We start from the raw sequence: 13,136 nt of genomic DNA on the forward strand, positions 1-13,136 counted from the left end.
ACGGAGTCGATACCTGTAGTTGTAGTTCACGAGCGTTCTTCGATGAGTTCGTCGAGTTTTCCGCGAACGAACGACGAGAGGTTGAGGTGGTTCTCCTCGACCCACTCGGCTTGGTCTTCGCGGATGGTGATGTTCTTTCGCCTCACTACATGCGCGCTATGCGCACTTGTACGTATAGTTGTTACGGTTGCGTGGGCCTGTGGGCCTGCTACCGAATCGTATTTGAGAACTGTGCGGCGCTGTATCCCCTCCCTACTCGCTCCGCTCGCTCGTTGAGAAAGGGGCCTTAGCGCCTCAATTCAGGTAAAAGAGTATGACACGTCGCGGACGTGCTGGCGGTGTGGGTCCCAGAACACGAGTCGTGACGTACAGGACCTCGTCGAGTGCCACGAGTGTGGACTGGAGGACAACGCCGACAAGAACGGGGCGTCGAACATCGGCCAACGAGCCGTCGGTAGGGACATTCAGAGCCCGCTATCGACGGCGGGGGCTGTTGTGGCTCAGCCCGAAACGCAGGTCAGACTCGAAGGACCCGCCAAAGAGACAGAACTTGCGAACTCCCCAGCCGACGTGGACCTCACCCTCACTGAGGGAAGCCCACGAGTTCACTCGTGGGAGTAGTCACGCTGATTCGGTCCGGAACCGAATGATCGGGACATCGGTGACGTCGTCGTAATCATCATCAGCACCGACCAAGAGCATCCCGTCAACATGTACTGCGGTTCCGAGCGCGAAGGCATCGCCAAGCGCCGGAGCGTAGCGGAATTTGAAGTCGGCTGCTGACGCCCAGGTCTGTTGGGTGTCGACGCGCCGGATACCGCTTTCCTCGAGGACGTCGACGACAGCATCAGCGCGCTCCTCGCCGTCGATCGTCCGGACGATATAGTGGACCTCGGCGAGGTTGATAGCCGAGATGTAACCGTCTGCTGCGCCTTCAACGGCGTCGACGTACGTTTCGACGGTGTCGCTCCCCGGTTCGTTGCAGAAATAGGCAATGAGTGGTTCGGCGTCGAAGACGATCGTTTCGGGAATCTCAGCCTCGTCCGTCATGCGTCAGCCTCGTCGTCACCGGCGTAGCGCTGCCGCAACTCCTCGTCACTGGCTTTGTCTGCTGTGCGTTCCTCCTGGAGGCGCTCGGTTGCCGAGCGCCCCTGCTGGTCGGTTTTCCCTTCCAGAATGCCACGCAGGTCTGTAACCGAGCGGATGGGGCGAACAACGATGTCACCCTCTTCGGTCCGAATGAACTTCACACGGCCAGGTGTGTCGATACCCAACTCCTCGCGGAACTCCTTCGGGATGGTGGCTTGCCCGCGTGATGATACGGACACCACTTTTTCAGACTCTGTCTTGCTCATACTATTCTCTATCATTACTTTGTCGTAGTCGAACAAAAGACTAACGCTGATCTAGATTATTAATGAATCAAACTAATCAGTACATCTAATCTCCAGTGGAGCACCGTGGGCAAGACGTATTTTCCAGCAGACCTGTGGGGAGATGGCCGAGTATCAGGTGATGATGAATACGCCTCGGGGATCTACCCAAATCTAGAGGACCCCTGCGAGAGCATGCTGCTGATGGGCGGCAGTGGATCGGGCCAGAGGTCGCCATCGAGCTATTCTTAACCGGGTGATTCTTGCGGGACCCGAGTAGAGTATGTGATTAGTGTTCTGAACCCTTCCAAATTGCTCGACAGGGTTTCGGGACAAGAGAGACAGCATCTCAAGCTATCCTATCTATATATTGGGGGAAAGTGCCGTTCGAAATCCGAACTCGGCCGTGAACACATCCGGAGTGTTAACCAACAATCTGAACTGAAAATAGGTCTGTTGGTTAATAGTCCACTCCCTCCACCGTTTCCGGAGCTTTGACTGCTGTCTACCATCCGACACACCTATTCTTCGAGCGTTTCCGAGGAATCACGACTATGCGCTGTCGTTTTCCTCCTCACGACCGCCGCCACATCTCTCCCTGCAATAGTCGCTAGTTGCACCAGCCCCGACAGATTCAGTGGGAGCAACCCGCTGCAGAAGTGATCTGTTCTCTCTGACCATAGAGGGCTCCATACTCAATCAACCTTACAACACCCCCGTATACTAGCGGAGGGATTTCCGGTTATGGAATGACGTATTAGAGCTCGAGGTCCGCAATATCTCCAAAATCAAGGCTAAATCGCATCTAGATAAATTGGCAGAACTCTGAACAGTGAGACCATTCAGAGAGACCACTGAACCATGGCTCCGAGTTTTCGCTTACGTAATGCTATCAACTTCGACAGTACAATTCAAGGTACAAGCCGGAATTTCACTGTAAGACCGGCTCTCTGCAGTGATACACCGACTCCAGACTCGTCAGATTCGGCAAGAAACCGAACGACTAGACGGCTTTCTGGAAGCGATGATATCGCCCACTTGAGCGGGTGTACATACGGTTATGGAGTTCCCCTGAGACTGGTCAGAACACTGCTCGCCAGTCATATCACCCGTGTACTCCCTGTTATGCCCGATTCTTCCCCTTCAAATTCCCCTCTCTGAAGTATGCTCTCACTCGGTCGCACTCACTATTTCATCAAATATACGTTCAACAGGGGGATGTTCCGACAAAATGCGATCTGGGTTACCCTGCACTCATCCTCTCAGCCGTTGCAGGCGATTCCGCCAAATTCTCGTGAGAATCACCGCTTGTACGGCCATATTCGAATATGCAGTTTCGTACTCGAGGGAGGGCTGTTTCGCTCACATATGAAATATTTTCCATCACTGCCTCTACTATCCGAATTCCTCACTTCTGCTGGGGATCGTCTCCTCTCTCGTAGTTCCCTCTCTACCGTTTTGATGTACAGACACTACCGAACACAATACTGCGGGGAATAGGGATGCTGTACCACCTCTCAGATGCGCCTGAATAATCCCAAGTGCAGAATTCACCGCGAAAAATGCTTCATTCCCGGATGTACCGAGTTTCGGCTGTCTTCCAAGGAGAACTCGACATCGTAAACTACCCCACCCTACTTCGCTCGGGGTCTACAGACCCGCTCGCTCGTTGAGGGTGGGGCTTTCGCGTGGACTCCCATTCTATGCCTTAACAGGAGGCAGGAGGTTGATATTCCCCACTCACGTTCAGCGTCCCGCGATTCAAGCGCACGTCTACGGGTGCGCCTCCATCGTCTGCGTTTTGCCGACGACGGAGATACTGCAAACCGATGTTCTTTGCGGCGTTGTAGTCGGCGTGGTTCTCGTACCCGCACTGCTGGCATTCGAACGACTCTTGGTGGCGGTTCTCGTCGTGGGTAAACCCACACGTCGAACATCGCTTCGACGTGTTCCGAGGGTCTACCTGCACCACCTCTAGACCGTGTTCGTCTGCCTTGTACTCGACGTATCCGTACAGGCGTCGGAATGCCCATCGGTGTTGCCACGTCGCCTCGGGAATGCCCTCTCTGATGTGGCTCAGGTCCTCAAACACGATGTGCGAACAGTCGTTCTCGACGGCTTCCGAGATGAGGTCGTTCGCGATAGTGTACAGGTGGATGCTAAAGCGCCCTTTGGCTTTCCGACCGACGCGTTCGATGTTTTCGTGTGCTGCTCGCGATCCGCACTGACCGAGCGATCCACGCCGTTGCTCGTACTCTCGATTCCAGTGGTTAAATTCGTCCGCACTCCAGAACGTGCCCGTCGAAGCAACCGCAATGTTGTTGACGCCCAGATCGACACCAAGGACTGTTCTGTGCTCGGTGTCGGGTTCGGGAGATTCTTCGACTTTCCGCATCGATGCGTGGAGATACCAGTCACCGTCGCGATATTGGAGGTGTCCCATCCGAAACTCGTAGTCCTCGTTAGAAACGTACTTTGTGGGCGGTGTCTCCGAGTCGTCGGGGAGAACGTAATCGCACTCAACACGTCCATTGGGCGTCGATAGCGAGACGTGGTCGCGGTGGAACGTCGCGCTCCGCTTGTCGTAGACTGCGCTGTCTGCCGAGAAGTGCGGTTGCGACGTGTTTTCACCGCGTTTGAGGCGCTCGACTCCACTTTTGACGGCTTCGACGGCCCGCCGAATACCTTTCTGAACAAGGTTCGCGGTAAGACCGGTCTCATCGCGAAGGCGGTCGTAGAGTGCGCGTTCGGCCTTGGCTTTTGAGGTGACGTGGTAGCCATCGTCGCCGTGCCAACACCACTTACTCGCGGTGTTGGCGCAGTGTTTGAACTGTTCGACGGTCGCTTGAAGGAGCGAGTCGGCTCCAGCAGGCGTGTCGAGCTTGATAACGGCGGTACGACGGTACTCCACTATATTTCACATACCCACAGGTGGTTACTTAATAGTTTGGAGTTGATTTACCGTTGTTCGTGGATTGTGATAGGTGCTGTCGGTTTCCTCCCCGACCTACTCGCTTACTGCGTTCGCTCCTTGAGGACGGGGCATCCACCTTGGTATTCTGGTGAACCTCGACTCACTCCTGCAGGTCTGACCGCCTGAGTGGCTCTGTACGTACCCCAGTTTCAGATGGAGTACAGAGATTTACTTCGGGTTTCACTCATCGCTTGGATTAAAGCGGGGGCCCTACAAGAGAATCCTCGTCGTCGAACGGTTCAGAATACGAACACTGAGGACCGAACTTCTATAGTCCAACCGGGCGCCCACACGGGCATGAGCGAGTGGATCGACCTGACGCAGACGCTGGGGGAGGACAGTCCGACGCTGCCGCCGCTGCATCCGAAACCGGAGTTCGAGGACTACGCGACCCTGGACGAGGACGGCTACAACTCGACGATGCTCCACCTGGAGACCCACTGCGGGACGCACATGGACGCGCCGACGCACTTCCTCTCGAAGGACGACCACCGGACCATCGACGAGATCACACCAGACGAGATGATCACCGAGGGCGTCGTCTGCGACTTCACCCACAAGGAGCCAGGTAGCGCCGTCACCCGGGAGGAACTGGCCGAACAGGCCGACCGCTACGACCTCTCGGCGAGCGAGTACCTGATCTTCGACTGCGGGATGGCGCCGGCCGACACCGACGAGTACCTGAAACACTACGTCTACCCCAGCGAGGGCGCCGCCGAGTACATGGTCGAGCGGGACATCGCCTGCTTCGCCATCGACGCGCTGTCGGCCGACGAACCCGGCGCCACGCTCGAAGCGCACCACGTCCACAACACGCTGTTCCCGGAGGATATCCTGATCGTCGAGGGGGTCGCCAACCTCGATCAGGTGTCGGCCGGCCGGTACGACGTGGTCGCGACGCCGATCCCCTACGCCGACCGCGACGGGTCGCAGATCCGACTGCTCGTCCGTCCCCAGGAGTAGGTCTCCCGGTTCCGCTACGGAACGGTCTCGAAGACGCCGAGCCTGCCGTCACCGAATCCGACGTAGAGCGTCCCGTCGAACCCCTGGGCGGTGAACACCGTGTCGGTCGGGCGGTAGACCGCCCGCGGTTCGCCGGAGGTGGCGTCGACGGCGAACAGGCTCGTGAACTCGGCTTCGTCCGGCGTGATCGCTTCCGCGACGACGGTGTCGGCCGTCGCGGCGAGCGGCCAGCCGTTGTTCGAGGGCGTGACGAAGCGGAACCGCCGGTCGCCGCCGGGGAGGTCGTACGCGTCGACGGCGTTCATCCGGACGTTCGCCCGCGTGTACAGCCGAGTGCCGTCCGGCGAGAGCAGCGGATAGTGGCCGTAGGCTCGCTCGCGCCAGGCGACCGTGCCGTCGCTCGTGACGGCGCCGACGGACTCGTTCATCACGTACACGCGGTCGCCGGCGGGGACGAGCCAGCGCGTCGACATCGGCACCCGCCACAGCGTCTCGCCGGCGGTCGAGACCCCGACGAGCGACGACTCGTCGTCGCTGGGCCCCACCGCGGCCACGACGACGCCGTCGAGCGCGGTCGTCGCCCGGACCTCGTCGGCGAGTTCGCGCTCCCAGCGTCGCTCGCCCGCCGGTCCGAACCCGGAGAGCGTCCGACCGCTGGCGACGTAGACACCGTCGGCGCCGACAGTGACGGCGGAGAGTCCCGACACAGCGGTCGACCAGCGCTCGTCGCCGTCTGCGGTGTCGAGCGCGGAGACGACCGTCTCCAGCGGCTCCTCCGGCGTGTCGTGCGTGGATTCGGGTTCGAAGAACTCCGTCGCGCCGACGACGACGGCGTCGTCGACGAAGCCGTGCACGGCGAGTCGCCGGTCCCGCTCGACCGACCACCGGCGCGTCCCGGTCGCGGCGTCGAGGGCGTGGACGGCGGTCCACTCGTAATCGTCGCCGCGGCCGTTGACGCTGTAGACCGTCCCGTCCGCGACGGTCACGCCCCACTTGTCTGTCCGGTTCGTCGGTTCGGCGTGCGACCCGGCCTCGGGATCCCCCGCGAGGGACCGCTGCCAGTCGAACCGCTCGCTTCCGGGCGACAGCGCCGCGACCGCGGAGTCGCCGTCCTCGTCGTTCGCCGTCACGTAGAGGCGCCGGTCGTCCGCGTCCAGACCGAGGACGTTCGCGTACCCGACGTCGATCCACCGATCGGGACGCCACGTCGGGAGGTCGCCCGACACCCTGGTGACGGTGTCGGGCGGGGCTTGCCCGTCGGTCCGCGTGGCGGTCGTCTCGTCGGTCTCGCCCGGCGCGTCTGTGTCGGCGACAGTCGGCGTCCCGGCGGGCGCCGGCGTGGGCGTGGCCGTCGGGTCGCTCGACGGCACCGAGGAGGTGGGCTCGCGGTCGGCGGCCCCATCGTCCCCGAGACAGCCCGTCAGAGACGCCAGTGCCGCCGCCGAGAGCGCGAGTGCGCGGCGTCGCGTTGGCATACCGGTAGTGCGTCCCCACCCAGGAAGGGCCTTCTGGAGGGTCAAACGCTCGCTGAATCGCCGGAGTGGGAGAACCCCCGTCTGGCACCCGAACCGTCGCCTCTCCCACCCCTGGCGCTCTCCCACCCCTGGCGCATCTCGTTTCCCACGTCGCCCCCGCATCCCCGTTGCCGTTCGTCTCCCGTCGTCCCCGTTGCCGTTCGTCTCCCGTCGCCCCCGACCGTTTTCGGTTACCTACAGGTAACCAGGTGAGGTCGAGGTTACCGCGCGTATTTAGGTATGTGAGCGTAACGTACTGTTAGAAGGTAACCCCAATCATGTCAGTCCGAAGCGGCGACGATGCGAGCGACGAAACGGGCGGTTCCGATCCAGGCGCCGAGCCGCGGTACGTGGATCTCTGTCTCGAAAGCGGCGACGTGATCGTCTACGATCGCGAACGAGCGGACGCGTGGATCCAGTCGGCGGCGGCCGTCGACCTGGAAACGGCCGTCTGACGCGGTATCGACGCGGAACGAACCAGTATGACCGACCGACGAAACACGACGGAGGCATCCGGAGACCAAAAACCGGGCGAACCGGCGAGCGAGCAGCTGGAAGTGTGGTGCGCGGGCGAGAACTGGTGCCCCGTGACGACGACGGCGACGCTGATCGGCAAGAAGTGGCACCCCGTCATCGTGCACCGCCTCCTCGAACACGGGCCGAGCGGGTTCAACGAACTCCAGGACGACGTCGACGGCATCTCCAGCAAGGTACTCTCCGACAGCCTCGACGACCTGGAGGAGAACCGCCTCGTCGACCGCGATATCGTCAGCGAGAAGCCGTTTCGCGTGCGGTACTCGCTGACCGCGTACGGCGAGTCCCTCGAACCCGTCATCGCCGCCATGCGCGAGTGGGGGCAGACGTACCTGACCGAGCCCGCCGAGGAGTCGGACGACGATTCCGGAGACGACGAATCCGACGAGCGCTGACGCGACGGTTCTATCGCGACCGATCAGTTCACGGTGAACTCGTAGTCACCCGAATCGACATCCACGACGAGCGCGTCGCCCGCTCGGTCTACTGACTGGACCCCTTCGGGCAGCGAATGGTCCGCCTCCGCAGCCTCCGCGACCGCCGGCAGCGAGTCGCCGGATTCTCGAACCTCTCCGTCCGCCGCCCCGGGGAGCCGAACCGTCGCGCTCCCGTTCCACGGGACGGTCACCGAGAGAGCGTAGCCCTCGTCGGTGCGCTCCCACGCGCTCTCGAGCGGCCCGTTGGGCGTCTCGACGCGTCCCTCGGCCCACTTGAGGTCGTCGACCAGCGCCGGCGCGACCGTGACGTGCTCGGTCGCCGGCCGGTCGCCGATCCGGAGGCCGGCGAGGACCTCGTAGAGGAACTCCGAGACGTGGGCGAACGGCGAGTGGTTCAGGGAGTTCATCCCCGAGCCGACGCTCTCGTCGGAGTCCCAGCGCTCCCACATGGTCGTCGCGCCGTTCCGTGCCATGTACACCCAGCCGGGTTGCTCGGGCTGGCTGACCACTTCGTAGGCCAGGTCGGCGTACCCGTGGTCGGCCAGCGTGTGGATCAGCGGGCGCGTCCCGAGGAAGCCGGTCCTGAGCTTCCCCCCGTCCGAGCGGACTTTCACCGCGAGGTTCGCGGCGACGGCCTCGACCTCCCCCTCGGGCACCAGCCCGAGGAAGAGCGGGACGGCGTAGGAGGACTGGGTTCCGGGACCGAACTCGCCCGCCTCGGCGTCGAAGAAGCGGTCGACGAACGCCTCGGCGACCGACCCGGCGCGGTCGCGGTAGCGCTCTGCGTCGGCCTCGTTGTCGAGGACGCTCGCGATCTTCGCGAAGGTGTCCGTGACCTGGTAGAGGAAGGCGGTGTTGAACAGGTCGTGCGGGAGGCCGCGCCGGGGCTCCTCGGGGTCGGCGTTCTCGAAGGTCAGCCAGTCACCGTACTTCCCGTACTCGCCGGCGAGGACCCCGTCTCCGGCGGCGTCGAGCCAGTAGTCGACGTAGGCGCGCATCCCCTCGTACTGTTCTCGCAGGATCCCGACGTCGCCGTCGTGGCGGTAGCAATACCAGGGGATCATCACGCGGGTGATCGACCACGTCGGGTCGGCGGGGTCCTCCGGCGACTTGTCGGGGATCACGTCGGGGACGTAGCCCATCTGGGAGGCCGCGTCGTCGTGGTCGCGCAGCCACTTCTCGTCGAACCGGACCGCGTCGAAGTTGAAGAGGAGCGCCCGCGTCGAGATCTGGGCGTCGCCCGTCCAGCCGAACCGCTCGTCGCGCTGCGGGCAGTCCTCGGGGATCGAGTGCGTGTTGCCCCGCAGGCCCCAGACGGCGTTGTGCTGGACCTGATTCAGGTCCTCGTTCGAGCAGGCGAACTCGCCGCGCCGATCCATCGCGGTGTGGACGACCTTCGCCGTCACGTCGTCGGGGTCGAGACCCTCCGCGCCGTCGGGGCCGAGGCCTCCCGGATCGTCGGTGTCACTCTCGCCCGGGTAGCCCGACACCTGAACGTAGCGGAACCCGTGGTAGGTGAATCGGGGTTCGTACGTCTCTGTCTCGTCGCCGCCGGCGACGTAGGTGTCGGTCGCGTCCGCGGTCCGCAGGTCCGTCGTCGAGAGGGCGCCGTCCTCGGTGAGCGCCTCGGCGTGGCGGAGCGTGATCTCGTCGCCCGCCTCGGCTCCCTCGATAGCGAGTTCGACCCAGCCGGTGAGGTTCTGGCCGAAGTCGAGGATCGGGCCGTCCTCGCGCTCGGCGACGACCTCGGCGTCGAAGGTGTCGACGACCTCCATCGGCTCGATCCGCTGCGGTTCGAGCGCCCCGCCCGGGCCGTCGACGACCGTCGCGGCGTCCCAGGAGCCGTCGTCGAACCCCGGCGCGTGCCAGCCCGACTCCTCGCGGCGGGCGTCGTACACTTCGCCGTCGTAAATGTCGTTCTCGACGAGCGGGCTCTCGGCGGCGAGCCAGTCGGGACCCGTCGAGAGTTCGCGCGTCCGTCCGTCCGCGAACTCGACGGTCAACGTCGCGCGGGCCCGGGGCGAGCCGTCGGCGAGCCAGTGGGCGCTGCGCTTGGCGAACCACCCGCGGCCGAGCCACAGGCCGAGCGCGTTCTCGCCCTCGTCGAGGTGGTCGGCGACGTCGTGGCTCGAATAGAGCACGCGCCGTTCGTAGTCCGTCCACGCCGGGTCGAGCCGTCCGCTCCCGACACGCTCGCCGTTGCAGTACACCTCGCCGTACCCCACCGCGGCGACGTGCAGTCGCGCCGACTCGACGGACCCCTCCAGCGAGAACTCGCGGCGGAGGAGCGGGGACGAGGACGCCATCTCGGACTCGTCCACTCCGTTCACGAGGTGATCGCGTCCCCAGACGTCCGTCTCGACCGTCGAGGAGGCCGTGACGTCGCCGCCCCGTGCGAGGTCGGTGCCGTCGTCGTCCCGGACGGCGAGCGCGGCGAGCGCGAAACACGCCCACTCGTCGTGTGACTCGACACGCCTGCCGGCGCCGTCGCGTCCGGCGTCGCCGCTGGTGCTCGGCGCGACGGCGTCGAGGTCAGTGGCGGTGACACGGACGTATCGCCCGTTCGCGTCGACCTCGTGGCGCCGGGGAGTCGCGCCGCTCCCCGATTCGCCCGCGGAGTCGTCAGTCTCGTTCGCGGAAGCCGTCTCGCGCTCGACGACCGCGGTCGGCGATTCGAAGTCCGGGTCGTCTGCGACTTCGACGCGATAGGCATCGGGGAACCCGAACCCCGTGAGGGGGTCGTCCCTCCACGACGTCGTCACGGCGTAGTCGTCGGGCGTCCGGACCACGGTGACGGGGTCCGCGGGGTGGAGCGTGATCTCGGCGAGGTCGCGCGACGCGCCCAGATCGACCTGGACCCACGCCTCGCCGTCGGCGTCCGGATCCCGCCACCGGCTCCGCCAGCCGTTCGTGTCACCGGCACCGGGCTGGTGAGCGATCCACTCGCCGCGCCAGTCCTCCGGTCCGAGCGCCGTCGAGAACGGTTCCGGGTCGGCCCAGCGCGACTCGCCCTCGTCGGTCGATACCCTGACCGACCAGTAGTACGTCGCGTCGGCGGCGAGCGCGGGCCCGTCGTACGCGACGTTCGTCGCTCGGCGGGAGTCGACCTCGCCGGAGTCCCACAGATCCCCGCGGCCCGCGGCGACGGCATCGCGGTCGCGACCAACGACGATCCGGTAGGCCGTCTGTCGGGCGCCGCGGCGGTCCGTCGGGAGCCGCCAGGAGAACCGCGGCGCGCTCCCCGGGTCGACGTTCTCCGGCGCTCGCTCGTACTCGACGCCGAGGTCCGTCGGTGCCGGAACCCCGCCGTCAGATGACGTATCCATGGACCGTAGCCGGCGAGTAGATACGTAAAAGTTGGTGCGCGAATCGGCGGACGGGCTCGGGTCGGTGCCGCAGCGAACACATCGATAGAGGGGTGTCTCCCACAGGCTGGGGCCAGTTCACAATTCACACTGAGGAGTGGAAGACAGCGAACTCACAGAGAGGCGCGCTAATCAGTCGGACCGGTTCGAGAGAGTCACGGCAGAAGAGGGTACTCCCACCCCCCACTGCTTCAAGTGCTTCGAGAGAAAGGAAGAATGGGCCCAGTGGAAGAAGAGGTGAAAGATGAAAAACGGCGTGAAGTAGGGCGTGACCGGGAAGTGGATGTCCCAATAGCTCTGAGATGTGACCCCTCCTTCTACTCTAACTGCGTTTGACCAATCCATATTATTATAACGTTTTCGTTATAGAATAGAAATAATAATGGTAGATAGGACACAGAATCGACGTATTCAGACGTCTCGGAACTGTAATAAACGTTCTCAGAACTTCAATTTTGACTCAGTCTTGCGCATAGATTCGGCTCTTTAAGTCAAATATCTTCCTGAACGTTCTGTGCCGTACACCGAACGTGCGAAGCACTTGAAGCAGTGGGGGGTGGGGGAGACTTAAAGAACCGGAAGATGCAAAGCACTTGAAACAGATGAAATATCGGGGTCCGAGGTTTTAAGTACTATTGTGTTAGTAATCCGAATATATTGACTAGTACCCTCAGCCCGGAAGACGATATCTTCCAAGATGAAGATGTGCTGCGTGATCACTACCCGGAACGAATCCTCGAGCGTGACGAGAAGATCAACGAGTATCTTCAGATGTTCAAGCCAGTGGTGCGGAACAAACGTCCGAGAAACGTGTTCGTACACGGGCAGACTGGTGTCGGAAAGACCATCGCGACGAAGGCTGTTTTCCAACGGATTATCGACAGTATCGAGCAGTACGACTACGATTCTAACAAGAACATCGACGAGCCAAGTGTTAGGACAATCCACCTCGAATGTAAGGACCTAAACACGTCCTATCAAGTCGGAATCCATCTCGTTAATGAGCTTCGCTCGTTGAACGGTCGCGAAGAAATCAACACCACTGGCTATCCTGCTGGCGAGGTGTATTCGAAACTGTTCGCGGAACTTCGGGCAGTCGAACATACCCACGTTCTCATTGCCCTCGACGAGATCGACAACATCGGAGAAGACGACAACGTCCTCTACAAGCTCGGTCGCGCAAACGACGACAACAGCGCGAATCACGTCGATCCAGAGTCAACAAAGGTTGGCATCATCGGAATTACCAACGACCCGAACTTCCAGTCTAACCTGGATCCACGCGTCAAATCGACACTCTGTGAACAGGAAGTCTACTTCCCGCCGTACGACGCAAACGAGCTCAATACCATCCTGACCGACCGTGCGAAGAACGCATTCCACGATGGAGCTGTCGAAGATAGTGCTATCGCACTACTCTCTGGTATCGCCGCAAAGCGAGATGGATTCGCTCGAACCGGTCTCAACCTACTCTACAAAGCGGGCCAACGTGCAAGTAATGAAGACGCCGGTGCTGTGACAGAAGAACATGTCCGGAGTGCAGAGGATGCACTCGAACAGGATATGGTTCTTAAAACAGTCAACTCACTCTCCACCCACGCAAAACTCGTCGCGTACACGCTTGTGAAACTGGACGATGAAGACGAACTACCCGCGAAAATCGACAAACTCTACGCTTGGTACGAGATGTACGGCAACGCGCTCGGGGTCGATCCGCTGACATCGCGCTCTGTCCACGAAATCCTGAATGAGCTAATGCTCAGCAACATCGCCGAATGCCACGAAGAAAACAAAGGTCTCAGTGGGGGACGATATTACGAGTACGAACTCTGTGCTTCGAAGAGCGTGATCATTACTGGACTCGCAGACGACACGCGGCTCAACGATCTCGACGACGATCGCCTGTAATGAACACCCCAGTCTTTCAAGTGCTTCTCCAACACCCCACCGTTTCAAATGTTACCCTGATCCGTCTC

10 protein-coding genes are annotated in these 13,136 nt (G+C 61.9%); 5 read left to right on the forward strand and 5 right to left on the reverse strand.

Annotation, left to right across the window (positions count from 1 at the left end):
* Window positions 1-297: 297 nt before the first annotated feature.
* On the forward strand, window positions 298-621 hold the full coding sequence (locus tag ACMGFE_RS24910; protein ID WP_436928016.1) for a zinc ribbon domain-containing protein: 324 nt from the start codon (window positions 298-300) through the stop codon (window positions 619-621).
* Here the strand turns inward: ACMGFE_RS24910 and ACMGFE_RS24915 are convergent, their stop codons facing one another.
* The 3 genes from ACMGFE_RS24915 to ACMGFE_RS24925 form a co-directional block, all read right to left on the reverse strand.
* A complete protein-coding gene (locus tag ACMGFE_RS24915; RefSeq protein WP_436927970.1) occupies window positions 622-1,050 on the reverse strand; it encodes a PIN domain-containing protein in 429 nt (142 codons plus the stop codon).
* Window positions 1,047-1,355, reverse strand: a complete 309-nt coding sequence (locus ACMGFE_RS24920) for an AbrB/MazE/SpoVT family DNA-binding domain-containing protein (protein ID WP_436927971.1) — start codon at window positions 1,353-1,355, stop codon at window positions 1,047-1,049. Before ACMGFE_RS24920 ends, ACMGFE_RS24915 begins: the two co-directional genes overlap by 4 nt.
* Window positions 1,356-3,081: 1,726 nt before the next feature.
* Entirely contained in the window at window positions 3,082-4,284 is a 1,203-nt protein-coding gene (locus ACMGFE_RS24925) for an RNA-guided endonuclease InsQ/TnpB family protein (protein WP_436927972.1), read from the reverse strand.
* A gap of 360 nt (window positions 4,285-4,644) precedes the next feature.
* Here ACMGFE_RS24925 and ACMGFE_RS24930 point away from each other — a divergent pair, with 360 nt between their 5' ends.
* Window positions 4,645-5,310, forward strand: a complete 666-nt coding sequence (locus ACMGFE_RS24930; protein ID WP_436927973.1) for a cyclase family protein — start codon at window positions 4,645-4,647, stop codon at window positions 5,308-5,310.
* Between the two features lie 14 nt (window positions 5,311-5,324).
* Here the strand turns inward: ACMGFE_RS24930 and ACMGFE_RS24935 are convergent, their stop codons facing one another.
* Entirely contained in the window at window positions 5,325-6,785 is a 1,461-nt protein-coding gene (locus ACMGFE_RS24935; RefSeq protein WP_436927974.1) for an outer membrane protein assembly factor BamB family protein, read from the reverse strand.
* A gap of 317 nt (window positions 6,786-7,102) precedes the next feature.
* On the opposite strand from ACMGFE_RS24935, the gene ACMGFE_RS24940 reads away from it, so the two are divergent.
* Window positions 7,103-7,279: a DUF7331 family protein gene (locus ACMGFE_RS24940; RefSeq protein ID WP_436927975.1), complete on the forward strand. Its 177-nt coding sequence runs from the start codon at window positions 7,103-7,105 to the stop codon at window positions 7,277-7,279.
* Between the two features lie 27 nt (window positions 7,280-7,306).
* Window positions 7,307-7,753, forward strand: a complete 447-nt coding sequence (locus ACMGFE_RS24945) for a winged helix-turn-helix transcriptional regulator (RefSeq protein WP_436927976.1) — start codon at window positions 7,307-7,309, stop codon at window positions 7,751-7,753.
* Between the two features lie 23 nt (window positions 7,754-7,776).
* Here ACMGFE_RS24945 and ACMGFE_RS24950 read toward each other — a convergent pair whose 3' ends face one another.
* On the reverse strand, window positions 7,777-11,121 hold the full coding sequence (locus tag ACMGFE_RS24950) for an alpha-L-rhamnosidase (RefSeq protein WP_436927977.1): 3,345 nt from the start codon (window positions 11,119-11,121) through the stop codon (window positions 7,777-7,779).
* A 696-nt stretch (window positions 11,122-11,817) separates the two neighbouring features.
* On the opposite strand from ACMGFE_RS24950, the gene ACMGFE_RS24955 reads away from it, so the two are divergent.
* Window positions 11,818-13,068: a Cdc6/Cdc18 family protein gene (locus ACMGFE_RS24955; protein WP_436927978.1), complete on the forward strand. Its 1,251-nt coding sequence runs from the start codon at window positions 11,818-11,820 to the stop codon at window positions 13,066-13,068.
* Window positions 13,069-13,136: the final 68 nt, after the last annotated feature.

Source organism: Halosimplex amylolyticum (assembly GCF_051414035.1).
In the GTDB taxonomy this organism is placed as follows: domain Archaea; phylum Halobacteriota; class Halobacteria; order Halobacteriales; family Haloarculaceae; genus Halosimplex; species Halosimplex amylolyticum.

What these genes read in the sequence shown, in the direction of transcription:
- ACMGFE_RS24950 (WP_436927977.1), bottom strand. Translation starts at nt 11,121, where the DNA reads ATGGATACGTCATCTGACGGCGGGGTTCCGGCACCGACGGACCTCGGC.
- ACMGFE_RS24945 (WP_436927976.1), top strand. Translation starts at nt 7,307, where the DNA reads ATGACCGACCGACGAAACACGACGGAGGCATCCGGAGACCAAAAACCG.
- ACMGFE_RS24940 (WP_436927975.1), top strand. Translation starts at nt 7,103, where the DNA reads ATGTCAGTCCGAAGCGGCGACGATGCGAGCGACGAAACGGGCGGTTCC.
- ACMGFE_RS24915 (WP_436927970.1), bottom strand. Translation starts at nt 1,050, where the DNA reads ATGACGGACGAGGCTGAGATTCCCGAAACGATCGTCTTCGACGCCGAA.
- ACMGFE_RS24920 (WP_436927971.1), bottom strand. Translation starts at nt 1,355, where the DNA reads ATGAGCAAGACAGAGTCTGAAAAAGTGGTGTCCGTATCATCACGCGGG.
- ACMGFE_RS24930 (WP_436927973.1), top strand. Translation starts at nt 4,645, where the DNA reads ATGAGCGAGTGGATCGACCTGACGCAGACGCTGGGGGAGGACAGTCCG.
- ACMGFE_RS24935 (WP_436927974.1), bottom strand. Translation starts at nt 6,785, where the DNA reads ATGCCAACGCGACGCCGCGCACTCGCGCTCTCGGCGGCGGCACTGGCG.